Source organism: Modestobacter sp. VKM Ac-2983 (genome assembly GCF_026967885.1).
Lineage (GTDB): Bacteria > Actinomycetota > Actinomycetes > Mycobacteriales > Geodermatophilaceae > Modestobacter.
Genome location: NZ_JAPVBK010000001.1, coordinates 1,119,866 through 1,146,769, shown reverse-complemented (window position 1 = coordinate 1,146,769; position 26,904 = coordinate 1,119,866). Strand labels below are relative to the sequence as shown.

The following is a 26,904-nucleotide window of genomic DNA, read 5'->3' as shown; positions in this document are numbered from 1 at the left end:
CGTGTTCCGTCGCCCGCCCTCCGGGACGGCCGGTCACCACCCCGTCAAAGAGCGGCGGGCCTCCACTCCGGCGACGAACGGGGCCACTGCGTGACGGACCAACTGCAGGCGGGCCCCTGGCTGGCGCCCGGCGAGCCGGTCGACCTCAGCAACTGCGAGCGCGAGCCCATCCACGTGCCCGGCAGCATCCAGCCGCGGGGCGTGCTGCTGGCGGTCAGCGAGCCGGACATGGTGGTCCGCCAGGTGTCCCGCAACCTCGCCGACGTCGTCGGCACGGCCTGGGACGACGCGCTGGGCCGCCCGCTCGCCGACGTGATCGGGGTGGGTCCGGCGGGGGCGATCGCCCGGTCGGCCAGCGCCTTCGGCGACCTCCGCGAGCGCAACCCGGTCGAGCTGGTCCTGGACTGCGACGGCACGCCGTGCCCGGTCGACGCGATCCTGCACCGGGCGATCCACAGCCCCGACGGCAGCACGCTCCCCAGCCCGGCGGCCGCCTCGTCGGTCGACGGCCAGGTCGTGACCGCCTCGGCCAGCACGCTGGTCGTCGAGCTCGAGCCCGCCTACGGGCCGCGGCCGTTCTCCTTCCCGAACACCTACCAGGCGGTGCGCGGGACGATCGCCGACCTCAACCGGGCCGGTTCGCTGCAGGAGCTCTACGACATCACCGCCGAGGCGGTGCGGGCGCTCACCGGCTTCGACCGGGTGATGGTCTACCGGTACGACGCCGACTACAACGGTGAGGTCGTCGCCGAGGCGAAGCTGCCCGAGCTGAACTCCTTCCTCGGGCTGCACTACCCGGCCTCGGACGTCCCCGCCCAGGCCCGGGCGCTGTACGAGAAGAACTGGGTCCGGCTGATCTCCGACGTCAGCTACACGCCGTCGCCGCTGGAGCCGGTCGACCTGCCGTCGACCGGCCGGCCCCTGGACCTCACCTACTCCACGCTGCGCAGCGTCTCGCCCATCCACTGCGAGTACCTGCAGAACATGGGCGTCCGGTCCTCGATGTCGATCTCGCTGCTCCGGGGCGAGAAGCTCTGGGGCCTCATCGCCTGCCACCACTACACCGGCACGCACGCCCCGCCGTACGCGACCCGCGCGGCAGCGGAGTTCCTCGGCTCGACGCTGTCGCTGCGGCTGGTCGACCGCGCCGAGGACGAGGAGCACCGCCGGGCACTGCGGGTCCGGTCGACGATGGCGTGGCTGACCGCTGCGGCGCTGGACGAGGACCGGCCGCTGTCGGAGACGGTGCTCGGCCGCCCGGGCCTGCTCGACGTCGTCCCGGCCTCCTCCGTGGTGGTGAGCCTGCAGGGGCACACCGGCGGCGCCGGCGTCCCCCTGTCCCCCGAGGTGGCCGGCGCGCTGGCGCGCTGGGCCGGGCAGCAGTCCGGCGACGTCGTGAGCACCGATCGGTTGCCGCTGGTCGCACCCCAGCTGGACGTCCCCGCGGAGCTGGCCTGCGGCGTGCTGGCGCTGCCGCTGCCCGAGGGGCAGTACGTGATCTGGACCCGCAGCGAGCAGGTGCACTCGGTCGACTGGGGCGGCGACCCGCACAACAAGGCGATCGCCGAGCGAGAGGGCGACTCCATCCGGCTCTCCCCGCGCAAGTCCTTCGACCGGTGGCGGGAGACGGTGCGCGACCGCTCGGAGGCGTGGAGCCCGGCGGAGCTGGCCGAGGCCGGCGAGCTGCGCAACAACCTGCTCGAGGCGCTCTACGCCCGCTCCCGGCGGGTGGCCCGCACCGCCCTGACCCTGCAGCGCAGCCTGCTGTCCGCGCCGCCGGAGCGCGACGACCTGGACTTCGCGGTGCGCTACGTGCCGGCGGCGCGGGAGGCCCAGGTCGGGGGCGACTGGTACGACGTCTTCCAGCAGCCCGACGGCGCGACCATGCTGGTCATCGGGGACGTCGTCGGGCACGACACGGAGGCCGCGGCCTGCATGGGCCAGCTGCGCGGGCTCCTGCGCGGCATCTCCTACGACAGCGACGACAGCCCCGCCGGGGTGCTCCACCGGCTGGACCGGGCCATGGCCGGTCTCGAGCTGAAGACGATGGCGTCGGTGCTCGTCGCCCGCCTGGAGCAGACGGCGGAGGAGCGCCGGCGCGGGGTCACCCGGCTGCGCTGGGCCAACGCCGGTCACCTGCCGCCGGTGGTCGCCGGCCCGGACGGGCAGGTCGAGGTCCTGGACGGGGCGCGTGCCGACCTGCTGCTGGGCGTCGACGCCACGGCCGCGCGTCGCGACCACGTGCTGACCGTCCCCCGCGGGTCGACCGTGCTGCTCTACACCGACGGGCTGGTCGAGCGGCGCGACCAGCTCTTCGACGCCGGGGTGGAACGGCTCCGGGAGGAGTTCGGCCGGGTCTGGCAGGAGCCGGTCGACGAGCTGGCCGACCAGTTGCTGGCCCGGATGCTGCCCGACCGCGCGGAGGACGATGTCGCGCTGGTCACCGTGCGGCTCAAGCCGCAGGACCAGCCCGCCTGAGACCCGGGCGTCAGCGGTCGGTGAACTCCGGGGTCAGCCCGTCCGGCGGGCCGCCGGTGCCGGGGAGGGGCGCGTCGTCGGCGACGGCGGCGGCGACCTCGGGGCCGTCCTCCACGGCGGGCTCGGCCTCGCCGTCGGCCGGCTGTTGGAGGGCTGCGAGCTGCTGCTGCTCCTCCGGCGTCAGGGGCGCCCGGCTCTGCTCCCCCGGTTCGCCCTCGTCGTTGCCGGTGGCCATGCCGGAGTCCGGCAGGGCCGGGTCTGGGTTCTCGCTCATGCCCTGCTCCTACCTGGTCCGGAGACCCGGCAACCGTCCGGCACGGGTCAGGCCGGCGGCACCAGGTCGGCGAAGACGACGGTGTTGTCCAGGTAGCTGTGCGCGGCGGGATCGAACTCGCCGCTGCAGGTGATGAGGCGCAGCCCTGCGTGGTCCAGGTCCGAGTAGACGGCAGCGGTCGGGAACTCGTCCTTCGGGTACTGCCCGACCTCGGTCACCCGGAACAGCGCGGTGCTGCCGTCCTCCCGCTGCACGGCGATCTCGTCTCCGACCACCATGTCGCCCAGCTCGGCGAAGACCCCCGGGGAGCCTGCCCAGTCGACGTGCCCGGCGATGACGGCCGGCCCGCGCTCACCCGGGGTGGGCGCGTCGGTGAACCAGCCGGCCGGGAAGCCGGACGGCGGCACCTCGAGCGTGCCGTCGGGCTGCAGCCCCAGGTCCATCAGCTCCGAGTCGACGCCGATGGCCGGGATCTGCACCCGGACCGGCACGGACGCGGCCAGCACGGCGGGCAGGGCGGCGGCCGGCGCGACGGTGTCCGGCGCCACCGTGCTCGTCGGTGCCGGCGCGGCGCCCGGCGCGGAGCCGGCACAGCCGCTGGTGGTGACCGCCAGGACGGTCAGGACGACGGCGAGCAGCGCCCGGGTCGACCAGGAGCGGCGCCGTCCGGGAGCCGTCACCGGGTCGGCCGCGCCAGCGGGACGTCTGCGGTGCTGCCGTCACCGGTGTCGACCGAGCCGACCGGCACCCGGCCCACCTGGCCGTACGACGTGGGCGGAGCCGTCGTGCCGGTGGGTGCGGGGGTGTCCGTCGGCGTGGCGGTCGGTGCCGGCGTCGCGGTGGGTGCGGGAGTGCTCGTCGGCGTCGGGTTCGCCACCGGCACGACCGGTCCGGTCAGGCAGGTGTCCGGCCGGGTGATCACGTTCGTGTCCAGGGAGACCGACGCGGTGCTGGCCAGGACCCGCCCCTCCACCCGGGCGAGTGTGCCCAGCGTGATCGCGGTGTCGGCCAGGACGGTGCCGACGAAGTCGGAGTTGCCGCCGAGCGTGGCCGAGCTGGTCACCTGCCAGAAGACGTTGCACGCCTGCGCGCCGTTGGTGAGCGCCACGGTGCTGTTGCCGGCCGTGATCAGGTCACTGGTCGCCTGGAAGATGAACACCGAGTCGTAGCTGCCCCCGCCGTCGAGGGTCAGCGTCCCGGTGAGGTCGAACGAGAAGCCGGTGGAGTTGTAGACGCCGGCGGGCAGGTCCAGCCCGCCCAGCGTGCCGTCGGTGACCTTCGTCTGGGGCGTGGCACCGGCCGCGATGGTGATCGCGTTCGTCAACGCGGTCTTGGCGTCCTGGGTGACGGAGTCGCCACCGTGGTCGGTGCTGCCCGGGGCCAGGGTGATCCCGCCGTCGATGGTCGTCGTGGCGTAGCTGCCGATGTCGCCGCTGACCGTGGTCGCTCCGGTGTTGGTGATGCCGGCACCGGCCAGGACGGCGAAGCTCTCCGCGGCGCCGAGCGGCACAGCGGTGGCCGCTTGTGCGGTACCGGTCAACCCGGCGAGCATGCCGAAGGTGGAGACCGCGACCAGGCTGGTCGCCGCGACGCCGAGACGACGTGTCCGGCGGGTGGGGCTGGGGATGGTGCTGGGGACCGACGCCACGTCGGCGCTCCTGTCTCCGACGCGGGCGTCGGGCTCGCGGTGCGCTGAAGACGTCGTCGACGTGGATGCCGACGCTCGAAGTGCCCTCACCCCGACAGTACCGAGGCGTGATCGAGGAACTACTTTCTGTAGCCCCAATGGGTGACGGATCCGCCCGCCCGCTTCGGCAAGAACTGTTCAGGCCGCGACGTCGTCCCGCAGCGTCCGGAGCAGCTCCCGTACGGCGCGCGGGCCGGCCCGGTTGGCCCCGATCGTGCTCGCCGAGGGCCCGTAGCCCACCAGGTGCAGCCGCGGTTCGGCGACCACGCGGGTGCCGTCCATCGCGATGCCGCCACCGGGTGCGCGCAGCTGCAGCGGCGTCAGGTGCTCCAGCGCCGGCCGGAACCCGGTCGCCCACAGGACGACGTCCGCCGGCACGAAGCGGCCCGGGTCACCGTCCCAGACCACCCCGTCCGCGGTGAGCCGGTCGAACACCGGCAGCCGGTCCAGCACGCCCCGGGCCCGCGCAGCGAGCACCGCCGGGGTCTCGACCAGCCCCGTCACACCGACCACGCTGCCCGGGGGCAGACCGGCGCGCACCCGTTCCTCGACCAGCGCCACCGCCGCCCGGCCGGCGTCCTCGTCGAACCCACCAGTGCGCCAGACCGGCTCCCGCCGGGTGACCCAGGTGGTGCTGGTGACCGCACTGATCTCGATCAGCTGCTGCACCGCGGACGTCCCGCCGCCGACGACGACCACGTGCCGGCCGCGGAACTCCTCGGCGTCCCGGTACTCGGCGGCGTGCAGCTGCCGGCCGCCGAAGAGCTCCCGGCCGGGGTAGGCCGGCCAGAACGGCCGGGTCCAGGTGCCGGTGGCGTTGACCAGACCCCGCGCCGTCCACTCGCCCACGCTGGTGTCCAGGGCGAAACCGCCGGGGGTGCGCCGGACGGAACGGACGCCGACCGGCCGGTGCACCGGCAGGGCGAAGCGCCGTTCGTAGTCGGCGAAGTAGTCGGCGACCACCTGGCTGGCCGGTGCCGCCGGGTCGGCGTCGGGCAGCCCCAGTCCGGGCAGCGGGTGGATCCGGTGGGCGGCGTCCAGCCGCAGCGAGGGCCAGCGGTGCTGCCAGGCGCCGCCCGGCCCGGCGTCCCCGTCCAGGACGGCTGAGTCCGCGCCTGCCCGCTGCAGCGCGTACGCCGCCGACAACCCGGCCTGACCGGCTCCGATCACCACGACGTCGCTGTGCACGCCCCCTGCAACACCACGATCCCCGCGGCTGTGCCCGGCGGCGATCAGGCGCGGACGGCGGTGAGCAGCCGGGGGCGCAGTGCCCCCGAACCCAGCAGCCGGCCCACCCGGCGGGACTGCTCCTGCGCCTGCGCCCACGCCGGGTCCTCCCCGTGCCGGCGCTGGACCTCGGCGTCGACCGCATCGGCCCGCTGCTGCCACTCCGGTGGGCTGTCGGCGAGGTCGGCGTCGGCGCGGCCGGTGACCGAGAAGCCGGCCTGGCTCAGGAGCGCGTCCACCTCTGCCGGGCTCGGAAAGCTGTTGCCCTCGGGCAGGGGCGGCGGCAGCGGCGCCTCGGCCACGAACACCAGCAACCCGAGCCGGCCGCCGGGCGCCAGCACCCGGGCCAACTCGGCGAGCATCGCCGGCTTCTCCTCCGTGGTGCACAGCACGCCGAGGGTCCAGGCGGCGTCGAAGGAGTCATCGGCGAACGGCAGCCCCTGCGACAGGGCCACCACCGAGGGCAGTCCGAACAGCGTGCGGCTGGCGTGCACCGCCTCGGCCATCGGCTCGGCGCAGACCGCCCGCACCGCCCGGTCGGCGGCCAGCCAGCCGGCCGGGCCGCCGACCCCGGCACCGGCGTCCAGCACCCGGTCCTCGGGGCGGAGGGCCAGCGAGTCGGCCAGCCAGCGCAGCGCTCCCGCGCTGCCGCTGCCCCGGCAACCGGCCGGCACGGCGTGCTCCGGGCCGAAGGCCCGCACGGCCTCCTCGGTCCAGCCGGCCACCGTGCCGAACTCCGACTCCATCGCCTCGCTGGCGATCTCGCTCACGTGCCCTCCCGGATCCTGGTGGCCACCTCGGCCTTGACTGCGGCGGCAGCGGCCGGCCCACCGGCCGATGCCAGCCCGGACAGGTTCACCCCCACCACCCCCGGCACGGCGAGCAGGGTGCGGGCCTCCCGGACCGCGGTCTCGATGCCGGCGGCCACCGGGTCGGGCGCGGCGAGCACCCGCTCGACCGCCGCGTCGTCGAGGTGCAGGCCGGGGAAGGCCTGCAGCACGCGCGCCGACCGCTCGTCGGTGTAGACCGCGACCGACGCGACGAACGGCAGGGTCGCACCGGCGGCCCGCGCGGCCGCGGTGAAGGCGGCGAGCCGCGCCGGGCCGGCCACGTGGTTGAGCACGCACAGCCGGGCTCCGGCGCGCTCCTTCTCGGCCACCCGCTGCGGGCGCAGGGGCACGGGCGGTGCGTCCGGCGACTCGGGCACCGCCGCGGTCAGCCCGGCCGCGGCGGCCAGTGCGGCGAGCCGGGTCCCGTCGAGGTCGAACACAGAGCTGGCCCCGGGCCGCACGCCCGGGCCGCGGCCGTCGCCGGTCACGCACAGCACCCCGTCGACCCCCACCGCGGCGAGACCGGCGAGCTCCTGCTCCAGCACGACCCGGTTGCGGTCCCGGCAGGCCAGCGTCGTCCACGGCCGGCCCCCGGCGGCCAGCACCTCCTGCGCCATCAGCGTGGGCGGCAGGTCGGGCCGGTTCTGGTGCTCCCCGATGAGCAGGCCGTCGCTGACCGGGGCCAGCGCGGCCACGACCGCCTGCACCGACGCCGGGTCGAACGGGCGCACCGTCAGGTCGGTGAGCACCACCGGCCCGGTCCGCGCCCGCTCCAGCAACCCACCCGGGGACGGCAGCGGGGCCGGCAGCGCCGGGCCGGTCCAGCGCGGCAGCGGCGGCTCGAGGAAGACGCACGGGTGTGCCGCCAGCTCGCAGCTCCCGTCGTCCCGCACCCCACCGCAGGGCCCGAAGACCATCCGCTTGGGGCAGCCGGGCCGCTCCTCGGCGGTGCCCGTCTGCTCCGCTGCACCCATTCCTGGTCGCTGACCCGGCGTGCGCCGGCCCAAACCCCGAGCCGCCGCTGGTGTCGGGCCGGCCCCGATGTGTCCCGATCACGCTCCTCGGGCACTGGCGGTGAGTCGGAGAAGACGACGAGGAGGTGGTCCCGTGACGCAGCGCAACGAGGAGCACCAGACGTCCCAGCACCAGCGGGTCGAGCAGCAGGCGGTCCCGCAGCAGGGGTACCGGCACATCGGGCACGTGCTCCGGCCGGGCCAGGACCTGACCGGAGTGGTCGGCCCGGTGCTCCGGGAGGCGCTGGCCGCCGGAGAGCCGGTGGTGGTCGCCTGCCCCGAGGCTGTGGCGAATGCCTTGGTGGGGGCCCTGCGCGGGGCTGGTGACGTGCACGTCGCCCCGACCCAGCGGATCGACGACCGGCCGCCGACCGTGCTCGCGGCGATCGCCGGACTGGTCGACGAACGGGCGCCCGGCGCCGGACGCCGGCTGCACCTGGTGACCGGGCCGGGCGGTCCCGAGGCCGATCCGGCGGTGTGGGTGCAGACGGAGGCGCTGCTGAACCACGTGCTCGCCGGACGGCCGGTCGACCACGTGTGCCTGCTCAGCCCGACGGCCGAGGGCGGTCCGGACGTCGACGCCGTCGCTGCGGCCACCCACCCCTGGTTGCTGACCGAGGACGGCGTCGTCCGCAGCCCGGCGTTCCGGTCACCCGACGAGCTGCTCCGCGAGGTCCAGCGGGCCACGGTCCCCGACCCGCTGGAGGAGACCGAGCCGACGCTGGCCATGGTCGACCTCGACGACATGCGGGCCCTGCGCCGGGCGCTGCACGAGGTGCTGGCCGACAGCGCACTGTCCCCGGACGCGGCACAGGACTTCGTGCTCGCCATCGACGAGATCACCGCCAACGCCTCCGAGCACGGCGTCCCCCCGGTCGACGTGCGGCTGTGGTGCACCCCGGAACGGCTGCTGTGCGCGGTCACCGACCGGGGCACCGCCTTCGACGACCCGCTGGTGGGCTACGGCCCGGCGCACGGGGACATGGCGGTCGGCGGGATGGGCCTGTGGCTGGCCCGCCGCTCGGTCGACAGCCTGACCGCGGCGCCGGCCGACGAGTCCGGCGACGGCTGCACCGTGCGCCTGGTCGTCAACGCGTGCTGAAGCACCGCCTCCTGGTCAGCCGGTGGCGGGGACGAGGCCGGCGGCCTCGATGAGCCGGGCCTGCTCCCGGCACCAGGGCGACCACGCGTCGTACTGCTGGGTCTCCTGCCGGGCGCGGAAGGTGGCCCAGTCGACCACCTCCCACTCCCCCACCTCGGTGGGTTCGGGCGCCGGCGTGCCGGCGAACCGGCCCAGGTAGACCGGGCAGATCTCGTTTTCCACGACGCCTCGGAACTCGGCCCGGTAGCGGTAGGAGGGCAGCGCCGCACGCAGGTCGGTCACGTCGACCCCGAGCTCGTACCGGGCGCGCCGGGCGATCGCCTGCAGGTCGCCCTCCCCCGGCCCCGGGTGCCCGCAGACGGTGTTGGTCCACATCCCGGGGAAGGTGGCCTTGTCCTGTGCACGCCGGGTGACCAGCAGCCGACCGTCGTCGGCGAAGAGGTAGGCGGAGAAGGCGCGGTGCAACGGCGTCTCGCCGGTGTGCACGAGCGGTTTGGGCATGGTGCCGATCTCCGCCCCGTCCTCGTCGACCAGCACGATCAGCTCTGCCGTCGGGGATGCCACCACGCCTCCATCGTCCCCGACGGGCGCGCATTGCGCGCGTACGGGTTCCGATCGGGACCGCCTCGGACGGGTGAGGCCGCATCGTCACGCTGAGCAATCGTTTGCACACTGACCGCGTCACCACGGCAGGCGACCCGAGAGGACCAGCACGGATGAGCAGCACCACGGCATCGATCGTCGCCGTCCCCGACGTGGCCCTCCAGGTCGCGCTCTCCGCCGACCTGGGCCGCGTCGACGCCGGCGGGACCCTCCGCGAGCTCGCGCAGCCCGTCCACCGGGTGTCGGAGGGCGCCACCATGTCCTCGGTCGACGCGCTCTTCCGCCGTGATGCCGCCCTCCGCTGGATCGTCGTCGACGGGCCCGGCGAACCGGTGCTGGTCAGCCGCTCCTGGTTCGAGCTGTCCATGACCGGCCGGCTGGGCTACGGCCGGCTGCTGCAGCAGCGGCGCCGGGTCCGGGACGCCGCCCCGCCGGACACGCTGCGGTACCCCGCCGACTGCCCCGTCGGCCGTGCGGCCGCCGCTGTCATCCACCGGCGCGCCGCGGGCGAGGACCTGCTCGACGGCGTGCTCGTCTCCTGGCCCGACGGCCGGCTGGGCGTCGCACCGGTGACCGCCGTGTTCGAGCAGCTCGCCCAGGAGTACGCCTACCAGGCCCTGCACGACCCGCTCACCGGGCTGCCGAACCGGCTGTTCCTGCTCGAACGGCTGCGGCAGGCGGTGTGCCCCGGCTCCTCGGCCGTGCTGTTCGTCATCGACCTCGACCGGTTCAAGGACATCAACGACCACCTCGGCCACGCGGCCGGGGACGACGTGCTCACCGACTTCGCGCAGCGGCTGCGCACCGTCGCCCGCAGCGAGGACCTGGTGGTCCGGCTCAACGGCGATGAGTTCGCGCTGCTGACGCCGCCGCTGACCACCGCGCAGAGCACCGCGCTCGCGGAGCGGATCGTGCTGACCGCGGCAGCGCCGTTCGTCGTCTCCCCGCGGAACGCGGACCGGGACGCCGAGCAGCTGGTCAGCCTCGGGGCGAGCGTCGGGGTGGCCGGCTGCACGGCGGAGGTGCACTCGCCGGACGAGCTGCTGCACCGCGCTGACCTGGCGTTGCTCCGGGCGAAGTCACTGGGCCGCGGCCGGGTGGCGCACTTCGGTACGGAGCTGCTCGAGGACGCCGAGACCACCGACGCGGTGCGTGCCCGGCACCGGATGGAGCGGCGGCTGCGGCTGGCGATCGAGTCGCGCTCGCTCTCCCTGCACTACCAGCCCGTCGTCACGCTGCCGTCCGGCCGGGTGACCGGGGTGGAGGCGCTGGCCCGCTGGGAGGACGACGAGCTCGGCCGGGTGGCCCCGGACCAGTTCATCCCGCTCGCCGAGCAGACCGGCCTGGTCGTCGACCTCGGGCGGTGGGTCCTGCAGACGGCCTGCCGCGAGGCCGCCGGGTGGCCGGCCGGACCCTCCGGGCTGCCCCCGACCGTGGCCGTCAACGTCTCCCCGGTCCAGCTGGCCCAGCGGGGCTTCATCGACGACGTCACGCAGGCGCTGAACGACAGTGGGCTGGCACCGGACCGGCTGTGCCTGGAGATCACCGAGACCGCGGCGATCACCGACCTCACCGCCACCGCGGCGCGGCTCACCCAGGTGCGCGACCTCGGCGTGCGGTTGGCGCTGGACGACTTCGGGGCAGGGCACTCCGCGCTGACGCTGCTGCGCGCCCTGCCGGTGCACCTGGTCAAGATCGACCGTTCCTTCATCGAGCGGGTCGCCAGCGACACCGCGGACGCCGTGCTGGTCCGGCTGGTCATCGAGGCGGCGCACAGCCTGGGCCGTCGGGTCTGCGCCGAGGGAGTGGAGACCGCCGAGCAGGCACAGCAGCTGGTCTCGATGGGCTGCGACTCGGCGCAGGGCTGGCTGTTCGGCCGCCCGGAGCCGGCCTCGCCCCGGCTCGCTGCACTGCTCACCTCCCGGGCACTGGCCGAGCCGCTGGCCACCGACGCCGTGCTGCCGCTGGGCGGCAACGACGAACTCGTCCTGGTGACCACTCCCGCGCGGGTCATCACCTACGCCTCGGCCAGCAGCGGGCCGATCCTCGGCTGGCTGCCCCAGGAGATGGTGGGCATGTCCGTGGGCGACTTCATGCACCCCGAGGACGCCGCCCGGGTCAGCGCGGACCCCGAACTCGCTGCCCGGTTCGCCACCGGCATGGGCGTGCACCGGGTCCTGCACCGGGACGGCAGCGTCCGCTGGCTGGAGAGCGACACCCGGCGGCTGGCCGCCGACGACGGCACGGTGCGGGAGGTGCTGTCGGTCTCCCGGGACGTCACCGCCACCGTGGAGGCACGGCGGGACCTGGCCGACAGCGAGCTGATGCTCCGGCACGCGTTCGACGACGCCCCGATCGGGATGACGCTGACCCGGATGGACGGCTCGCTGGTGCGGGTGAACAAGGCGTTCGCGGCGCTGCTGGGCACCACGACCGAGGCGCTCGCCGCCCGCCGCGTCCAGGACCTCACCCCTGCGGACGGCCGGGCCGCCGTCGGCCGGCTGTTCACCGAGTTCATCGGCGTCACCGAGCTCTCCACCCGCCTGCGGCACGCGGACGGCAGCGAGGTGCCCGTGCTGGTGCGCGTCTCGGTGGTCCGGGACCAGGCCGGGGAGCCGACGTCGGTCTTCTCGCACGTCCTGCCCGAGCCGGCGCCGGCCCCCGCCCCCACGGCCTGAGCCGCGTGCGGTGAGCTCGGCGGCCGGCGGGCCGCCCGGTCAGTGCTGGGCGTTCTCGGTGTGCATCAGGTCGCCGTAGTCGGCGGGCAGCTGGTCGAGCACGTGCAGGTACTCGGCTCCCACTGCCTCCCGGAGGGCCGCGGTGACCGCCCGGGCGTGCTGACGCGCCTGCTCGGGCGTGCAGCCCCGCCCCTCGGCCTCGGCCACCCGGCGGTAGAACTCCACCAGGTCGAAGCGCTCGACCGACCCGTCGGTCGGGACGGCGCCGGCCAGCTCCCCCGGCAGCTGCGCCGCCAGGTCGGCCGCCTCGGTCGACAGCCGCTGGCCCAGCACCCTGAGGGTGGCCCGGACCGCCTGCTGGGCGTGCTCGTGGTCGGGGATGCCGGCGGACTGCTGCACGGCGGAGACGAACTCGTGTTCCTGCATGGTCGTTCCTCCTCGTTCCTCGGATGACGCGCCCGCGAGTCCGCGGGGCGCCGAACCGCACCGGTCAGCCGATGCGGAGGTCCTCGACGTCCTCGGTGCGCAGCGAGAGCCCGAGCCCGGGCGCGTCGCCCGGCGGCCGGGCGCGCCCGCGCACCGGCTCGACGACGCCGTCGAAGAGCCGTCGCTCGAACCGCTCGTGGTCGTGGAACCACTCCAGGTGCCTCAGGTTCGGCGTCGCCGGCCCGAGGTGCGCGTGCAGGGTGGGCACGCAGTGCGCCGATACCTCCAGCTGGTGCCCGGCGGCCACCGCGCAGGCCCGGAGCCACTCGGTCACGCCGCCGCAGCGACTGGCGTCCACCTGCAGGCAGTCGACCGCACCGGCACCGCACAGGGCGGCGAAGTCGGGCAGCCGGGCGCCGTACTCCCCGGCGGCGACGTCGCAGTCCAGGCTCTCGCGGACCAGCCGCAGCCCGGCCAGGTCGTCGGAGGAGACCGGCTCCTCGAACCAGACGACGCCGAGGCCGTCGAGCTCCCGGCCGACCCGGACCGCCTGCTTCACGGTGTAGCCACCGTTGGCGTCGACGAGCAGCGCGACGTCGTCCCCCAGCACCTCGCGGGCCAGCCGGGTGCGGGCGAGGTCCCGGGGCACCGCCGTCCCCCACGACTCACCGATCTTGATCTTCGCCTGGTCGTGGCCGGCGGCCAGCCAGCCGCCGAGCTGGTCGCGGGTGGCGTCGTCGTCGTAGCTGGTGAAGCCGCCGCTGGCGTAGACCGCGGCGTCCGGGCGCACCGCACCCAACAGGCCGGCGAGCGGGACGTCGAGCAGCCGCGCCTTGAGGTCCCACAGGGCGACGTCGACCGCCGAGATCGCCATCGCCACCAGGCCCGGCGCGCCGGCGTTCCGGACCGCCCGCGCCATGTCGAACGCCGCGCCCGGCGGGTCGAGCACCGGGCAGCCCAGCACCACCTCGGCCAGCAGGCCGCGGACCACCGCCGCGGCCGAGGCGTCGGCGTAGGTCCAGCCGACCCCGGTGCTGCCGCCGCCGGAGGCATGCACCACGACGGCGGTGGTGGCGTCCCAGCTCAGCGTCCCGTCCGCCTCCGGGCGGTCCGTGGGCAGCCGGTAGACGGCGACCTCCACCGCGTCGACCCGCGGGTCCGACGGCGTCCCGCGCTTCCCCGGTGGCGCGGGCATCAGCCGTGCACCCGGCGCAGTCCCGCCGCCGCAGCAGCCACCGCGAGGCCGGCCGCGGCGGCCAGCACCGCGCCCTGCGCGACCCGGCCGGGCGGCTGCGGCCGGTCGGCCAGCACCTGCTCGGGGTGCTCGGCCAGCCGCGCCCCCTCGACCAGGCCGGCCAGCGCCTCCGCGGAGTGCACCGCGCGCCGTCCGGTGTCGCCCTGCTCGATCTGCGTGCGGCAGCTGAAGCCGTCGGCCAGCACCACCGACCGGGGATCGCCTTCCCGCACAGCCGGCAGCAGCACCTGCTCACCGCACGCCATCGAGACCTCGTGGTGGCCCTGCTCGAACCCGAAGTTCCCGGCGAGCCCGCAGCAGCCGGAGTCCAGCACGTCTGCGTCGAACCCGGCCCTGGCCAGCAGCTCGCGATCGGCGTCGAACCCCATGATCGAGTGCTGGTGGCAGTGGGTCTGCACCATCGCCGTCCGTTCGGCCGGCGGCGGGGACCAGTCCGGGGCCCGCTCGGTGAGCAGCTCGGCGAGGGTCCGGGTGCTCTCGGCGAGCCGGCGCACGTCCTCGTCCTCGGGGAGGAGCTCCGGCGCGTCGGCCCGGAAGACCGCGGTGCAGCTGGGCTCCAGCCCGACCACCGGCACCCCGTCCCGCACCGCGGGGCCGAGCGCCTGCGCCGTGCGCCGCAGCACCCGGGAGGCCACGCCCAGCTGGCCGGTGGAGATCCAGGTGAGCCCGCAGCAGAGCTCCTGCTCCGGCAGCCGCACCCGGAAGCCGGCGTCCTCCAGCACCGTGACCGCCGCCCGGCCGATGGCCGGGTGGAAGAACTCGGTGAAGGTGTCCGGCCACAGCAGCACCTCACCGCGCCGGCCGTCCCCGCGCGGTCCGCGCTCCCGGTACCAGTGGGTGAACCGCTCGGACGCGAACAGCGGCAGCTCCCGCTCGGGGGTGAGCCCGCCGGCCGCTTGCGCGAGCCGGCGCAGCCCCGGCGTCTGGGTCGCGACGTTCACGATCCCGGGAGCCAGCGCCGCGACGCGGGCGACCAGCGGCAGCCAGCCCAGCGAGTAGTGCGTGCGTGGGCGCACCCGGCCGGCGTAGTGGTGGGACAGGAACTCCGCCTTGTAGGTCGCCATGTCGACGTCGACCGGGCAGTCGCTCTTGCAGCCCTTGCAGGCCAGGCAGAGGTCCAGGGCGTCCCGGACGGCGGTCGAGCGCCACCGGTCCCGGATCAGGTCGCCGCGGAGCATCTCGAACAGCAGGCGGGCCCGGCCCCGGGTGGAGTGCTTCTCGTCGCCGGTCACCTGGTAGCTCGGGCACATCACGGCGCCCTCCGCTCCTTCGCCGAGCGTGGCCCGGCACTTGCCGACGCCGACGCAGCGGGCCGCCGCCTGGGCGAAGGACCCGCCGTCCTCGGGGTAGCCGAACGTGACCTCCGGCTCCCACGCCGGGTAGTCGGGGGTGACCCGGAGGTCGGCGTCCAGCGGCCGCGGGACGACCACCTTCCCCGGGTTCATCCGGTTCTCCGGGTCGAAGAGCTGCTTCACCTGCTCGAAGGCGCCGATCAGCTCCGGGGGGAACATCCGGGCGAGCAGCTCACCCCGGACCTGCCCGTCGCCGTGCTCGCCCGACAGCGAGCCGCCGTACCGGGTGACCAGGTCCGCGGCCTCCTCCAGGAAGGACCGGTATCCCGCGGCACCGCCGGGGGAACCCAACTCGAACGGGATGCGCAGGTGCACGCACCCGTGCCCGAAGTGCCCGTACGTCGACGCCGGGGTCAGCCCGTGCCGGTCCAGCAGGTCCCGCAGGTCGGCGAGGTAGGACCCCAGGTCCTCCGGCGCGACCACGGAGTCCTCCCAGCCGGGCCAGGTGTCACGCCCGGTCGGCGGGTGCGCCGTGGCGCCCAGCCCGGCCTCCCGGAACGCCCAGAGATCGGCCTGCTCCCCGGGGTCGTCGAGCACCAGGACCGACGGCGGCTCCGGCGCCCCGCAGACGTCCGCGACCAGCCCGTCCATCCGCCGTCCGAGCTCGTCGGGGTCGTCGTCGGCGAGCTCGACGAGCAGCCAGGCCTTCCCCTCGGGCAGCTTCTCCAGCGCCCGCGGGTTCATCCCCTCCTCGGCCTGGTTGCGGCGCAGGACGTCGTCCACGCCCTCGAGCCGGTGCGGTCCCCAGGGCAGCGCTCGGGTGACCTCCCGCCCGGCGGCCACCACGTCCGGGTACCCGAGCACGGCCAGCCGCCGGTGCCCGGGCAGCTCGGAGAGCTGCAGCTCGGCGCGGAGGACGGTCACCAGCGTCCCCTCGCTGCCGACCAGCGCCCGGGCCAGGTCGAACCCGTTCTCCGGCAGCAGCGAGTCCAGGTTGTAGCCGGACACCCGCCGCGGGATCTGCGGGTACCCGGTGCGGATCTGGGCCAGGTGCTCGTCCCGCAGCTCGCGGAGACCCCGGTACACCTCGGCCGGGCGCCCGCCGGCCTGGACGACCCGGACGTACTCCTCGTCCGACGTGGGGCCCACCCACATCCGGGTGCCGTCGGCCAGCAGCACCTCCAGCCGGGACACCTTGTCCACGGCCTTGCCATAGATCTGCGCGGACGAACCGCACGCGTTGTTCCCGAGCATCCCGCCGACCGTGCAGGTCCAGTGGGTGGCCGGCTGCGGCCCCCAGGTCAGGCCGTGCTCGGCCAGTCGGTCGTCGAGGTGGTCCAGCACCATGCCCGGCTCCACGACGCACGTCCGGCTGTCGACGTCCACCGACTCCAGCCGGTTGCAGTGCCGGCTCCAGTCCAGGACGACGGCGGCGTTCGTGGTCTGGCCGGACAGGCTGGTCCCGCCGCCGCGGGACAGCAGCGGGACCCGGTGCTCGCGGCACACCGCGGCCGCCTCGACGGCGTCCTCCACGGTGCGGGGCTCGACCACACCCAGCGGCGGGACTCGGTAGTTGGACGCGTCGGTGGAGTACGCGCCCCGGGTGCCGGCGTCGAACCGCACGTCGCCGTCGACCCGGCGGGCCAGCTCCGCCTCGAGCGCGGCCACGTCGACGTCCCGCTCACCGGCGGGCGCCGGCCACACGGTGCGCGGATCGGGGAGATCGGTGGTGGCCACGGCTCAGCTCCGGTGCGGCAGGAACTCCTGGATCTTGGTCTTGGCGCCCTGCTTGACCACTCCCCAGGCGTTCTCGTCGCCCTTGAACAGCGACTTGGCGGTCTCGGTCATCTGCTCCAGCGTCGCGTGCGGCGGGATCGGCGGGACGTCTCCGTCGCACAGCACGTCGATGACCGCGGGCTTCCCGGCGGCCAGCGCCCGGTCCCAGGCCGGCCCGAGCTGGTCGGGGTGGTCGACCGTGATGGCCTCGAACCCCAGCCCGGCGGCGAAGGCCGCGTAGGAGACGTCCGGCAGGGTCTGGGACTCGGCGAGCTTCGGCTCCCCGCCCATGGCCCGCATCTCCCAGGTCACCTGGTTGAGGTCGTTGTTGTGCAGCACCGCCACGACCAGCCGCGGGTCGGTCCACTCGTGCCAGTAGTGGGCGATCGTGAGGAGCTCGGCCATCCCGTTCATCTGCATCGCGCCGTCACCGGCGAAGGCGATGACCGGCCGGTCGGGGTGGCCGAACTTGGCGCCGATGCCGTAGGGCACGGCCGGCCCCATGGTGGCCAGGGTGCCCGAGAGCGAACCCCGGTTGTCCGGGCCGAACCGCAGGTGCCGGGCGTACCAGTTCGCCGCCGACCCGGAGTCCGCGGTGAGGATCGCGTTGCCGGGCAGCCGGTCGTTCAGGTCCCAGAACAGGCGCATCGGGTTGACCGGGTCGGCGTCGGTCATCGCCCGCATGTGGATGGTCTCCCACCACCGCCGGACGCCGTCCTCGATGCCCTCCCGCCAGGACCGGTCCTGCTTGCGCTGAAGCAGCGGGATCAGCGCCCGCAGCGTGGCCGCCGCATCGCCGACGAGGTTGAGCTCGTAGGGGTAACGCATCCCGATGAACTTCGCGTCGTGGTCGATCTGCACACCGCGGGCCTGGTCGTACTCGGGGAAGAACTCGCTGTAGGGCAGGTTCGAGCCCACCGTCAGCAGGGTGTCGCAGTCCTTCATCATGTCCCAGGTCGGGCGGGTGCCCAGCAGCCCGATCGCCCCGGTGACGAACGGCAGGTCGTCGGGGAGCACGTCCTTGCCCAGCAGCGCCTTGGCCACGCCGGCGCCCAGCAGGTCGGCGACCTCGATCACCTCGGCGCGGGCACCCCGGGCACCCTGCCCGACGAGCATCGCCACCTTCTCCCCCGAGTTCAGCAGGTCGGCGGCGGCGCGGATCGAGGGGTCGTCGGGGGTCACCTGCGGGGTGGACGTGTGCACGCCGGCCGAGGGCACCATCTTGTGCTCGTGCGTCGGCGGGCTGTAGTCCAGCTCCTGGACGTCGGCCGGGATGATGATCGCCGTCGGCGCGTGCTCGGCGGCCGCGATCCGCATCGCCCGGTCCAGGACGTTGGGCAGCTGCTCGGGGACGTTGACCACGTGCACGTAGTGATGGGCGACGTCCTTGAACAGCGACAGCAGGTCGACCTCCTGCTGGTAGGAGCCGCCCATCGCGCTGCGGTCGGTCTGGCCGACGATCGCGACGACCGGCACGTGGTCGAGCTTGGCGTCGTAGAGGCCGTTGAGCAGGTGGATGGCGCCCGGGCCGGAGGTGGCCATGCAGACGCCGACGCGGCCGGTGAACTTGGCGTACCCGACCGCCTCGAAGGCGGACATCTCCTCGTGCCGGGACTGGATGAACTGCAGGTGGTCCTGCTTGCCGAAGGACGCCAGGATCCCGTTGATCCCGTCCCCCGGGTAGGCGAAGACCTTCTCGACGTCCCACTCGTGCAGTCGTTCCAGCAGGACGTCAGCGACAGTGCGACTCATGGCGAGATCCCCTCGCGTCGACTTCATCGTCCTTCGCCCGCCTACCCGTGGCCCGGGACCGAAAACGACGACCCGCTCGGAACCGGGCCGGCGCACAGAGCCCGGTCCGGATGTTCGATCCGGTTCGAAGGGGTAGGGAGAAGTGGTCCACATCACCGACGGAACGGAGGACCACGCCATGAGCACCCACGAGACCGGCACCGTCACCGGCACCGCTGACAAGGACTACAACCTGCTCTGGTTCACCCAGGCCAGCCTGGACAACGCGCTGCGCCTGGAGACCTACGTCCAGGACGCCGAACGCGCCGGCGACTCCGAGCTGGCGGAGTTCTTCCGCAAGGCGCAGAACGAGAGCCGCAAGGGGGGCGAGCAGGGCAAGGCCATGCTCCAGGCCCGGCTGGGCAGCTGACGCCGGATGCGGACGCGACTGCTCACCGACGGCCCGCCACGGCAGCACGCCGTCGTCCTCGCCACCGACGACGAGGTCGTGGCCGGGCTCGCCGGCTGGGCCGAGGAGAACGACCTGCCGGGCAGCTCCTTCACCGGCATCGGCGCCTTCTCCTCGGCGACGCTCGGGTACTACGACCTCGACGAGCAGGAGTACGCCGAGATCCCGGTGCCCGACCAGGTCGAGGTGCTGACCCTGGCCGGCGACATCACCCGGGACGGCGAGGGTGGCTGGCAGGTGCACGCACACGTCGTGTGCGGCCGCCGGGACGGGTCGACCGTCGGTGGGCACCTGCTCCGCGCGGTGACCCGCCCGACCCTCGAGGTGGTGGTCACCACCGGCGCACGGCACCTGCAGCGCCGGCACGACCCGGCCTCCGGCCTGGCGCTGATCGACCCGGACGCCTCCTGAGGAGCCGTTCCCCGCGTGAGCCCCGGGCGGAGCGGGCAGTGAGCCGGGCATGGACACCTTCCGGAACGGCGACCTGGTCTTCGACGTCCGCGACTCCGGGCCGGCCGACGGCGAGCCCGTCGTCCTGCTGCACGGCTTCCCGCAGGACGCCGGCGCCTTCGGCCGGCTGAGCCCGGCCCTGCACCAGGCCGGGCTGCGCACGCTCGCCCCCGACCAGCGCGGGTACTCCCCCGGCGCCCGGCCGACCGGCCGGTCGGCCTACCGGCTGCGGGCGGTCGTCGACGACGTCCTGGCGATGCTGGACGCCGCCGGCCTCTCCAGCGCGCACGTCGTCGGCCACGACTGGGGCGGGATCGCGGGGTGGGCGCTGGCGGCCTGGCACCCCTGGCGGGTGCGCACGCTGACCGCCCTGTCGGTGCCGCACCCGGCGGCGATGACCCAGGCGCTTCGGCACAGCGACCAGGCGGCCCGGTCGGCCTACGTCGGGTTCTTCCAGCTGCCCGCCGTCCCGGAGGCCACGCTGCTGGCCGGCCAGGGCGCGCTGCTGCGCCGGATGCTGGGCCAGGGCGGGCTGCCGGCCGACCTGGTCGACCGCTACGTGGCCCGGATGCGCCAGCCGGGGGCGCTCACCGCGGCGCTGAACTGGTACCGCGCGCTGCCGCTCGCCGGTGGTGCACCGGTGGGCTCGGTGAGCGTGCCCACCCTGCACGTCTGGGGTGCCCAGGACCCCTACCTGGGCCGGGCCGCGACCGAGGCGACCGCCGAGTTCGTCACCGCCGCCTACGCCCTGGAGGTGCTCGAGGACGTCGGCCACTGGGTCCCCGAAGTCGCCGCCGAGCGGACCGCGGAGCTGATCACCGCGCACGTGCGCACGGCCGGCTGACACCTGCCGGGTGCCGTGACTAGACCGCCGCGCCCCGGGGGTAGGCGCCCAGGATGAGTGCCGATCACCGGACCGAGCACCCGTCGACCGCTGCCCCCCTCACCCGGGCCGAACGGCTGGACCGACTCCCCGTCACCCGGGAGCACCGCAAGCTCGTCATCGGGTCCGGGATCGGCTGGGCCCTGGACGCGATGGACGTCGGCCTCATCTCCTTCGTGATGGCAGCGCTGGCCGTGCAGTGGTCCCTCACGCCGACCGAGCTGTCGTGGATCGGCTCGATCGGCTTCGTCGGGATGGCACTGGGCGCCACGCTGGGCGGACTGCTCGCCGACCGCATCGGGAGGCGCCAGGTGTTCGCGCTGACCCTGCTGGTCTTCGGCCTGGCGACCGGGGCGGCGGCCCTGGCCTGGTCGGTCGGTGCCCTGCTGGTGTTCCGCTTCCTCATCGGCCTCGGACTGGGTGCCGAACTGCCGGTGGCGTCCACCCTGGTCAGCGAGTTCGCGCCGGCGCGGCTGCGCGGCCGGGTGGTCGTGGCCCTGGAGGCCTTCTGGGCAGTCGGCTGGCTGCTCGCGGCGCTGATCGGCTACTTCGTGGTGCCGCGCAGCGACGCCGGCTGGCGCTGGGCCTTCGCGCTCGGGGCGGCCCCCGCGCTGTACGCCATCGTCGTCCGGCGGGGGCTGCCGGAGTCGGTCCGGTTCCTGGAGCTCCGCGGCCGGGAAGCCGAGGCCGAGGCGGCCGTACGTCGCTTCGAGCGGTCGGCCGGCGTCGCGGCGGTGCCCTCGCCGGTGCCCGAGCCCAGCACCCCGCCCGGGCCGCGGGCGCTGTGGGCCGCCGGCACCCGGCGGCGCACCGCCGCGCTGTGGGCGGTCTGGTTCGGGATCAACTTCGCCTACTACGGCGCCTTCATCTGGTTGCCCACCCTGCTGGTCGAGTCCGGGTTCTCCCTGGTCCGGTCCTTCGGCTTCACCCTGGTGATCACGCTGGCCCAGCTCCCGGGCTACGCCGCTGCTGCGTTTCTCATCGAGCGCTGGGGACGCCGGCCGACGCTGTCGACCTTCCTGGTCGGCTCTGCGGTCGGCGCGGGGCTGTTCGCCGGGGCGGCCGGGGAGACCGCCGTGCTGGTCACCGGGATGGTGCTGTCCTTCTTCAACCTGGGTGCCTGGGGCGCGCTGTACGCCATCACGCCGGAGGTCTACCCGACCGCCCTGCGGGCCACCGGCGCCGGCGCAGCGGCCGGGTTCGGCCGGATCGCCTCGATCGCGGCGCCGCTGAGCGTCCCCCCGCTGCTCGCCGCCGGTGGGACCGGCCTGGTGTTCGGCACCTTCGCCGCGTTCTTCCTGATGGCGGCGGTCGCGACCCGGGGCCTGCCGGAGCTCCGCGGGCTGGCGCTGGAGGATCGGGCTCCCGAGGTCGCGGAGCACTGATCCTCCGGTCAGGCGACGGGTGACGGCGGGGTGGTGCGGGTAGCGCCGGGGCATGGCTGAGCTGAACAGCGGACTCCTCCCGGGCATGACCGTGGCGATCACCGGCGCGAGCGGCAACGTGGGGACCGCGGTGCTGCGGGCCCTCGCCGACACCGGGGTGGCCGAGGTGCGCGGGCTGGCCCGCCGGCGCCCACCGGAAGAGGAGCCCTACGCCGGGGTGCGGTGGTCCCGCGCCGACCTGGGCTCCCCGGACAGCGAGCCGGTGCTGGCCGAGTTCCTCGACGGCGTCGACGCCGTCGTCCACCTGGCCTGGGCGTTGACCCCCGACCGGGACCCGGATCTGCTGCACGCGGTCAACGTCGAGGGCACCCGCCGGGTGCTCGACGCCGCCGGCGCCGCGGGCGTCCGGCACGTGGTGCACATGTCCTCGATCGGCACCTACGCAGCCGGCCCGCAGACCCACCCGGTGCGCGAGGACTGGCCCACCACGGGCGTCCCCAGCTCCCAGTACAGCCGGCAGAAGGTGCAGTGCGAGCAGTTCGTGCGGGAGTTCGACGCCGCGCACCCCGACACCACCGTCTCGGTGACCCGCCCGACGCTGGTGCTGCAGCCCGATGCGGCCAGTGAGATCGGCCGGTACTTCCTCGGCCCCGTCTTCTTCCCGGCCGCGCGGGCCCTGCCCGGGGCGGTGGCCAAGCTGCTGCCCCTGCCGTTGCCGGGCTCCCTGCACCTCGGCTTCGTGCACGCCGACGACGTCGCCGACGCGATCGTCCGGATCATCGACCGCCGGGCGCCGGGCGCGTTCAACCTCTCGGCGCCGCCCAACTTCGACGCCGACGGGCTGGCCGGCGCGCTGGGCGTGCGGCGGGTGCCGGTGCCCGCCCCCGTCCTGCGCACCGGCATGCAGGCGGCGTTCCTCGCGCACCTGCTGCAGATCGAGCCCGGCTGGCTCGACCTCGGGCTGGGGGTGCCGCCGCTGGACACCACGCGTGCCCGCACCCACCTGGAGTGGGTCGCCCGGCACCGCGGCGGCGACCTGCTGCGCGAGTTCGTCGCCGCGCTGGGGAAGGGCCAGGGCCACACCGGCCCACTGCTGCACGCCGGCACCGGCCCCGACCACACCCCGGCCTAGCCTCGACGGCCGCTCTCGCGCAGTTCCAGGCACTCCCGCGCCGTTGCAGCACCGCGGTAGCAGCCGGAACTGCGCGAGAGCGGCGGCGTCAGCCCCGCGGCATGCCTGCGGCGCGGAGCAGGGCGCCCCCGATGATCACCTTCTGCACCTCGCTGGTGCCCTCGTACAGGCGGTACAGCCGGGCGTCGCGGTAGAAGCGCTCGACCGGCGTCGTCCGCAGGTAGCCCAGCCCACCGTGCACCTGCACCGCACGGTCGGTGGCCCGGCCGACCATCTCGCTGCAGAACAGCTTCGCGGCCGAGGGGCCGACCGAGGTGTCCTCGCCCGAGTCGTACCGGGCGGCCACGTCGACCACCATGCTGCGGGCGGCCAGCAGCTCGGTGTGCATGTCGGCGAGCATCGCCTGCACCAGCTGGAACCGGCCGATCGGCGCCCCACCCTGCTTGGCGGTGGCGGCGTAGGCGACCGACTCGTCGAGCACCCGCTGCGCCATCCCGACGCACAGCGCCGCGATGTGCAGCCGCCCGCGGGAGAGCACGGTCAGCGCCTTGGCGTAGCCGCGGCCCTCCTCGCCGATCAGCGCGCCGGCGTCGACCCGGGCGTCGTCGAAGAACACCTCGGCGGTCCAGGCGCCGGACTGGCCCATCTTCTTGTCCTTCGGCCCGACCGTGACCCCGGGGGCGTTGGCGTCCACCACGAAGGTGGAGATCCCCCGGCCACCGCGCTCGGCCGGGTCGGTGCGGGCGAAGACGACGAAGAGGTCGGCGATGGGGGCGTTGGTGATGTAGCGCTTCCCACCGCTGATCACCCACCCGTCGCCGTCCCGGCGGGCGGTGGTGCGCAGCCCGGCCGGGTCGGAGCCGGCCTCGGCCTCGGTGAGCGCGAACGAGCCGATCAGCTCCCCCGCCGCCAGCCGCGGCAGGTACGTCTTCTGCTGCTCCTCGTTGCCGAACCTGGCGATCACCTGCCCGGCGATGCCGTTGTTCGTGCCGAACAGCGACCGGAACGCCGGGGTGGTGTAGCCGAACTCGAAGGCCAGCTGGACGTCCTCGCTCATGGTGACGCCGAGGCCGCCGTGCTCCTCGGGCAGCGCGTAGCCGAAGAGGCCCATCTCCGCGGCGGCGCTGCGCAGCTCGTCGGGGATCCGGTCGTCGAGGTCGATCTCCTCCTCGCGGGGGACGACCACCTCCCGGACCAGCTGCCGGACGGCGTCCCTGACCTGGCGGAAGACATCGTTGTCCATGCCGACATGCTGAACCCCCGGGCGCGGGGATCGCGACCGGGGGTCCAGCAGATCGTCGTCCTGCGGACGACTACGCGAGCTGGTCGAGCCGGGCCATCTCGTCGGCGGAGAGCGTGAGCTGCGCAGCACCCAGGTTCTCGGTCAGGTGGTCGACCGACTTGGTGCCCGGGATCGGCAGGATCACCGGCGACTTCTGCAGCAGCCAGGCCAGCGCGACCTGCGACGGGGTGGCGCCGAGCTCCTTCGCCACGGCCGCGACCGGGCTGTCGGGCTTGGCCAGGTCACCGGTGGCGATGGGGAACCACGGGATGAAGGCGATGCCCTCGGCCTCGGCGTAGTCCAGCACGTCCTGGGACTGCCGGTTCGTCAGGTTGTAGAGGTTCTGCACGCTGACGATCTCGGTGATCGCGCGGGCGGCCTTCAGCTGGTCGACGGAGACCTCGGAGACGCCGATGTGGCGCACCTTGCCCTGCTCCTTGAGGTCGGCGAAGGCGCCGAGCTGGTCGGCGAGCGGCACCTGCGGGTCGATCCGGTGCAGCTGGATCAGGTCGATCCGGTCCACCTTCAGGTTGCGCAGCGAGAGCTCGACCTGCTGGGTGAGGTACTCGGGGCGCCCACAGACCGGCCACACGCCGGGGCCGGTCCGGGTCAGGCCCGCCTTCGTGCCGATGACCAGGCCGTCGGGGTAGGGGAACGCCGCCTCGGCGATGATCTGCTCGCTGACCTGCGGGCCGTAGGAGTCCGCGGTGTCGATGAAGTCGACCCCCGCCTCGATCGCGGCCCGCACGACCTCGATCGCGCCCGGGCGGTCGGCCGGCTCGTCCCAGACACCGGGGCCGGTGAGCTGCATGGCGCCGTAGCCGAGGCGGTGGACGGTCAGGTCCCCACCGAGGTCGAAGGTCTGCGGGGTGATGGCGGTCGTCATGGGTCCTCCTGCGCATCGGGTGTCCGGTGCCCGCGGGCCGTGCCAGCGGGTCGTGTCGTGCACAAGCAGTCCCGTTGACCGACCCTTCCCGACTCCGTCGACTGTGACCGGCCCCACCCGCCGTCCCCCGCCGTCGACCGGCACCCACGGCTGGAGGAAGGTGACCCGGTGCAACGAGGAGGGCTGGCCCAGCCGAGAGGGCGGGCCGGGACGACGGCCCTGCCGCTCCTGCTGCTGGCCGGAGTGGTCCTGGTCGCACTGAACATGCGCGGCCCGCTGGTGGCGATCGCCCCCGTGGTCGACGCCATGCGGGCCGACCTGCAGGTCTCCACCGGCACGATCGGGCTGCTGACCAGCATCCCGGTGCTCTGCTTCGGGCTGGCCGCCCCGCTGGCCTCGCTGCTCATCGCCCGCACCGGGGTCCACCGGGCGGTCGTCGTCTCGATGGCCGGGGTCCTCGCCGGCACGCTGCTCCGCTCGCTGGGCAGCCCCACGGCGGCGATCGCGGGCACCGTCGTCATCGGCCTCGCGATCACCGTCGGCAACGTCGTCGTCCCGGTCGTCATCGGCCGCGACTTCCCCGGTGCCACGAACGTGGTCACCGCCGCCTACACGGCTGCGCTGAACATCGGTTCCACGCTCACCTCCGCGCTCACCGCACCACTGGCGGACCTGGTCGGCTGGCAGCTGGCCCTGGCCGCCTGGGGGCTCCTGGTCGTCGTCGCGGCCATCGTCTGGACCGCCGCACTGCGCCAGCAGGTCGCCCGCACCGCCGCGGCCGAGGCGGCGGGCACCGCACCGCCGCCGCCGGTACCGGTCGCGCCCGGCCGCTCGGTCTGGCGGCAGCCGGCGGCCTGGGGCCTGACCCTGGCCTTCGCCGGCCAGGCGTTCAGCTACTACGGGGCGACCGCCTGGTTGCCCACTCTGCTGGCCGACGTGAACGGGATGACCCGGGCGGCAGCAGGCGCCAGTTCCGCGCTGTTCCAGGTGTTCGCCGTCGTCGGAGCCTTCGCCGTGCCTGCACTGGTGGCCTGGTGGAAGCGCCCGTCGCTGGTGCTGCTCGCAGTCACCGTGGTCTGGGCCGCGCTCCCGCTGGGGCTGCTGGCCGCCCCGTCGCAGTGGGCGCTGTGGTGCTCGCTGGCCGGGATCGCCCAGGGCGGCGGCATCACGGTCGTCTTCATCGCGATCGTGCGCCGGTCCCGGGACCTGACCGAGAACCGTCGCCTCTCGGCGATGGTGCAGGGTGGCGGCTACGTCGTGGCCGCGACCGGCCCCCTGGTGGTCGGGACCGTGCACGAGGCGAGCGGTGGCTGGGGCGCACCGCTGCTGGTCATCCTGGGCGCCGTGATCGTCATGGCAGTGGCCGGCACGGCATCCGCCGGTGGCCGGACCGAGAACGCAACCGCGGCGGGGCCGGTACCGGTTCCCGCGGGGAAGGAACACCGTGGGTGAACTGGTGGTCGTCCGGCACGGACAGACCGAGTGGAGCGCGAGCGGGCAGCACACCGGCCTGACCGACCTGCCGCTGTTGCCGACCGGCGAGGACGACGGCCGGCGGCTGCGCTCGGTGCTCGAGCAGCGGGAGATCAGGCACGCCTTCGTCAGCCCGCTCGTCCGGGCCCGGCACACCGCCGAGCTCGCCGGGCTGTTCGAGGACGGCATCGACGCCCGGCTGGAGCCCGACCTCGTCGAGGTGGACTACGGCGGCTGGGAGGGGCTGACGACACCGGAGATCAGCGAGCGGGTCGGCCGGTCCTGGTCGCTGTGGCACCACGGCACGGTCCCCGGCGAAACCCCCGGCGAGACGCTGGCGCAGGTCGCCGAGCGGGTCGACCGGGTGCTGGAGAAGGCCCGCCCGCTGCTCGCCGACGGCGATGTCGCACTGGTGGCGCACGGGCACGTGCTCCGGGTCCTCGCCGCCCGCTGGATCGGGTTCGGCCCCGAGCAGGGCGCCCTGCTCCCCCTCGCCACCGGCCGGTACGGGACGCTCGGGTTCGAGCACGAGTGGCCTGCGCTGACCAGCTGGAACGCCGGCTGCCCCTGAG

The 26,904-nt window shown here is 74.6% G+C and carries 23 protein-coding genes; 10 read left to right on the top strand and 13 right to left on the bottom strand.

What is annotated here, in order from left to right; all coding sequences use genetic code 11:
• The first annotated feature begins 90 nt into the window (after positions 1–90).
• The gene (locus O2W18_RS05535) at positions 91–2,478 is read left to right on the top strand and encodes a SpoIIE family protein phosphatase (RefSeq protein WP_269186550.1); all 2,388 of its coding nucleotides are present in this window, start codon (positions 91–93) and stop codon (positions 2,476–2,478) included.
• Between the two features lie 10 nt (positions 2,479–2,488).
• On the opposite strand, the gene O2W18_RS05530 is transcribed toward O2W18_RS05535, so the two are convergent.
• The 6 genes from O2W18_RS05530 to O2W18_RS05505 form a co-directional block, all read right to left on the bottom strand.
• A complete protein-coding gene (locus O2W18_RS05530) occupies positions 2,489–2,752 on the bottom strand; it encodes a hypothetical protein (RefSeq protein WP_269186549.1) in 264 nt (87 codons plus the stop codon).
• A gap of 47 nt (positions 2,753–2,799) precedes the next feature.
• A complete protein-coding gene (locus O2W18_RS05525) occupies positions 2,800–3,432 on the bottom strand; it encodes a class F sortase (protein ID WP_269186548.1) in 633 nt (210 codons plus the stop codon).
• Positions 3,429–4,400, bottom strand: coding sequence for an ice-binding family protein (locus O2W18_RS05520; RefSeq protein WP_269186547.1), 972 nt, complete (start codon positions 4,398–4,400; stop codon positions 3,429–3,431). Before O2W18_RS05520 ends, O2W18_RS05525 begins: the two co-directional genes overlap by 4 nt.
• Positions 4,401–4,577: 177 nt before the next feature.
• Positions 4,578–5,627 carry an FAD-dependent oxidoreductase gene (locus O2W18_RS05515; protein WP_269186546.1) on the bottom strand — a complete coding sequence of 350 codons (1,050 nt, stop codon included), beginning with the start codon at positions 5,625–5,627 and terminating at the stop codon, positions 4,578–4,580.
• A gap of 44 nt (positions 5,628–5,671) precedes the next feature.
• Entirely contained in the window at positions 5,672–6,436 is a 765-nt protein-coding gene (locus O2W18_RS05510; protein WP_269186545.1) for a class I SAM-dependent methyltransferase, read from the bottom strand.
• Complete coding sequence (locus tag O2W18_RS05505; protein ID WP_269186544.1) at positions 6,433–7,470, bottom strand: methylenetetrahydrofolate reductase C-terminal domain-containing protein; 1,038 nt, start codon at positions 7,468–7,470, stop codon at positions 6,433–6,435. The genes O2W18_RS05510 and O2W18_RS05505 overlap by 4 nt, the downstream gene beginning before the upstream one ends.
• A gap of 133 nt (positions 7,471–7,603) precedes the next feature.
• On the opposite strand from O2W18_RS05505, the gene O2W18_RS05500 reads away from it, so the two are divergent.
• Positions 7,604–8,611: an ATP-binding protein gene (locus O2W18_RS05500; protein WP_269186543.1), complete on the top strand. Its 1,008-nt coding sequence runs from the start codon at positions 7,604–7,606 to the stop codon at positions 8,609–8,611.
• Positions 8,612–8,626: 15 nt separating this feature from the next.
• Here the strand turns inward: O2W18_RS05500 and idi are convergent, their stop codons facing one another.
• Entirely contained in the window at positions 8,627–9,178 is a 552-nt protein-coding gene (idi, locus tag O2W18_RS05495; RefSeq protein WP_269186542.1) for an isopentenyl-diphosphate Delta-isomerase, read from the bottom strand.
• A 149-nt stretch (positions 9,179–9,327) separates the two neighbouring features.
• Between idi and O2W18_RS05490 the strand changes: the two genes are divergently transcribed.
• Positions 9,328–11,892 carry an EAL domain-containing protein gene (locus O2W18_RS05490; protein WP_269186541.1) on the top strand — a complete coding sequence of 855 codons (2,565 nt, stop codon included), beginning with the start codon at positions 9,328–9,330 and terminating at the stop codon, positions 11,890–11,892.
• A gap of 39 nt (positions 11,893–11,931) precedes the next feature.
• On the opposite strand, the gene O2W18_RS05485 is transcribed toward O2W18_RS05490, so the two are convergent.
• From O2W18_RS05485 to O2W18_RS05470, 4 genes are all read right to left on the bottom strand, one after another.
• Positions 11,932–12,318, bottom strand: coding sequence for a DUF2267 domain-containing protein (locus O2W18_RS05485; RefSeq protein WP_269186540.1), 387 nt, complete (start codon positions 12,316–12,318; stop codon positions 11,932–11,934).
• Between the two features lie 64 nt (positions 12,319–12,382).
• Complete coding sequence (locus tag O2W18_RS05480; RefSeq protein ID WP_269186539.1) at positions 12,383–13,513, bottom strand: enolase C-terminal domain-like protein; 1,131 nt, start codon at positions 13,511–13,513, stop codon at positions 12,383–12,385.
• A complete protein-coding gene (locus tag O2W18_RS05475; RefSeq protein WP_269186538.1) occupies positions 13,513–16,602 on the bottom strand; it encodes an FAD-binding and (Fe-S)-binding domain-containing protein in 3,090 nt (1,029 codons plus the stop codon). Before O2W18_RS05475 ends, O2W18_RS05480 begins: the two co-directional genes overlap by 1 nt.
• A gap of 3 nt (positions 16,603–16,605) precedes the next feature.
• Entirely contained in the window at positions 16,606–18,393 is a 1,788-nt protein-coding gene (locus O2W18_RS05470) for a thiamine pyrophosphate-requiring protein (RefSeq protein WP_269186537.1), read from the bottom strand.
• A gap of 178 nt (positions 18,394–18,571) precedes the next feature.
• Here O2W18_RS05470 and O2W18_RS05465 point away from each other — a divergent pair, with 178 nt between their 5' ends.
• The 5 genes from O2W18_RS05465 to O2W18_RS05445 are packed head-to-tail and all read left to right on the top strand — an operon-like array spanning position 18,572 to position 22,691.
• Positions 18,572–18,802, top strand: a complete 231-nt coding sequence (locus O2W18_RS05465) for a hypothetical protein (RefSeq protein WP_269186536.1) — start codon at positions 18,572–18,574, stop codon at positions 18,800–18,802.
• 6 nt (positions 18,803–18,808) lie between these two features.
• Positions 18,809–19,252 carry a PPC domain-containing DNA-binding protein gene (locus O2W18_RS05460; RefSeq protein WP_269186535.1) on the top strand — a complete coding sequence of 148 codons (444 nt, stop codon included), beginning with the start codon at positions 18,809–18,811 and terminating at the stop codon, positions 19,250–19,252.
• Positions 19,253–19,301: 49 nt separating this feature from the next.
• Positions 19,302–20,135: an alpha/beta fold hydrolase gene (locus O2W18_RS05455; RefSeq protein WP_269186534.1), complete on the top strand. Its 834-nt coding sequence runs from the start codon at positions 19,302–19,304 to the stop codon at positions 20,133–20,135.
• A gap of 53 nt (positions 20,136–20,188) precedes the next feature.
• Positions 20,189–21,559, top strand: a complete 1,371-nt coding sequence (locus O2W18_RS05450) for an MFS transporter (RefSeq protein ID WP_269186533.1) — start codon at positions 20,189–20,191, stop codon at positions 21,557–21,559.
• Between the two features lie 52 nt (positions 21,560–21,611).
• Entirely contained in the window at positions 21,612–22,691 is a 1,080-nt protein-coding gene (locus O2W18_RS05445) for an NAD-dependent epimerase/dehydratase family protein (protein ID WP_269186532.1), read from the top strand.
• A gap of 88 nt (positions 22,692–22,779) precedes the next feature.
• Here the strand turns inward: O2W18_RS05445 and O2W18_RS05440 are convergent, their stop codons facing one another.
• Positions 22,780–23,934: an acyl-CoA dehydrogenase family protein gene (locus tag O2W18_RS05440; protein ID WP_269186531.1), complete on the bottom strand. Its 1,155-nt coding sequence runs from the start codon at positions 23,932–23,934 to the stop codon at positions 22,780–22,782.
• A gap of 70 nt (positions 23,935–24,004) precedes the next feature.
• Positions 24,005–24,859 (bottom strand): aldo/keto reductase, encoded by an 855-nt coding sequence (locus O2W18_RS05435; protein ID WP_269186530.1) that lies wholly within the window; start codon positions 24,857–24,859, stop codon positions 24,005–24,007.
• Positions 24,860–25,027: 168 nt separating this feature from the next.
• Between O2W18_RS05435 and O2W18_RS05430 the strand changes: the two genes are divergently transcribed.
• Together O2W18_RS05430 and O2W18_RS05425 are read left to right on the top strand one after the other, a co-directional pair.
• The gene (locus tag O2W18_RS05430) at positions 25,028–26,311 is read left to right on the top strand and encodes an MFS transporter (RefSeq protein ID WP_269186529.1); all 1,284 of its coding nucleotides are present in this window, start codon (positions 25,028–25,030) and stop codon (positions 26,309–26,311) included.
• Positions 26,304–26,903: a histidine phosphatase family protein gene (locus O2W18_RS05425; RefSeq protein WP_269186528.1), complete on the top strand. Its 600-nt coding sequence runs from the start codon at positions 26,304–26,306 to the stop codon at positions 26,901–26,903. The genes O2W18_RS05430 and O2W18_RS05425 overlap by 8 nt, the downstream gene beginning before the upstream one ends.
• The last annotated feature ends 1 nt before the right edge of the window (position 26,904 follow it).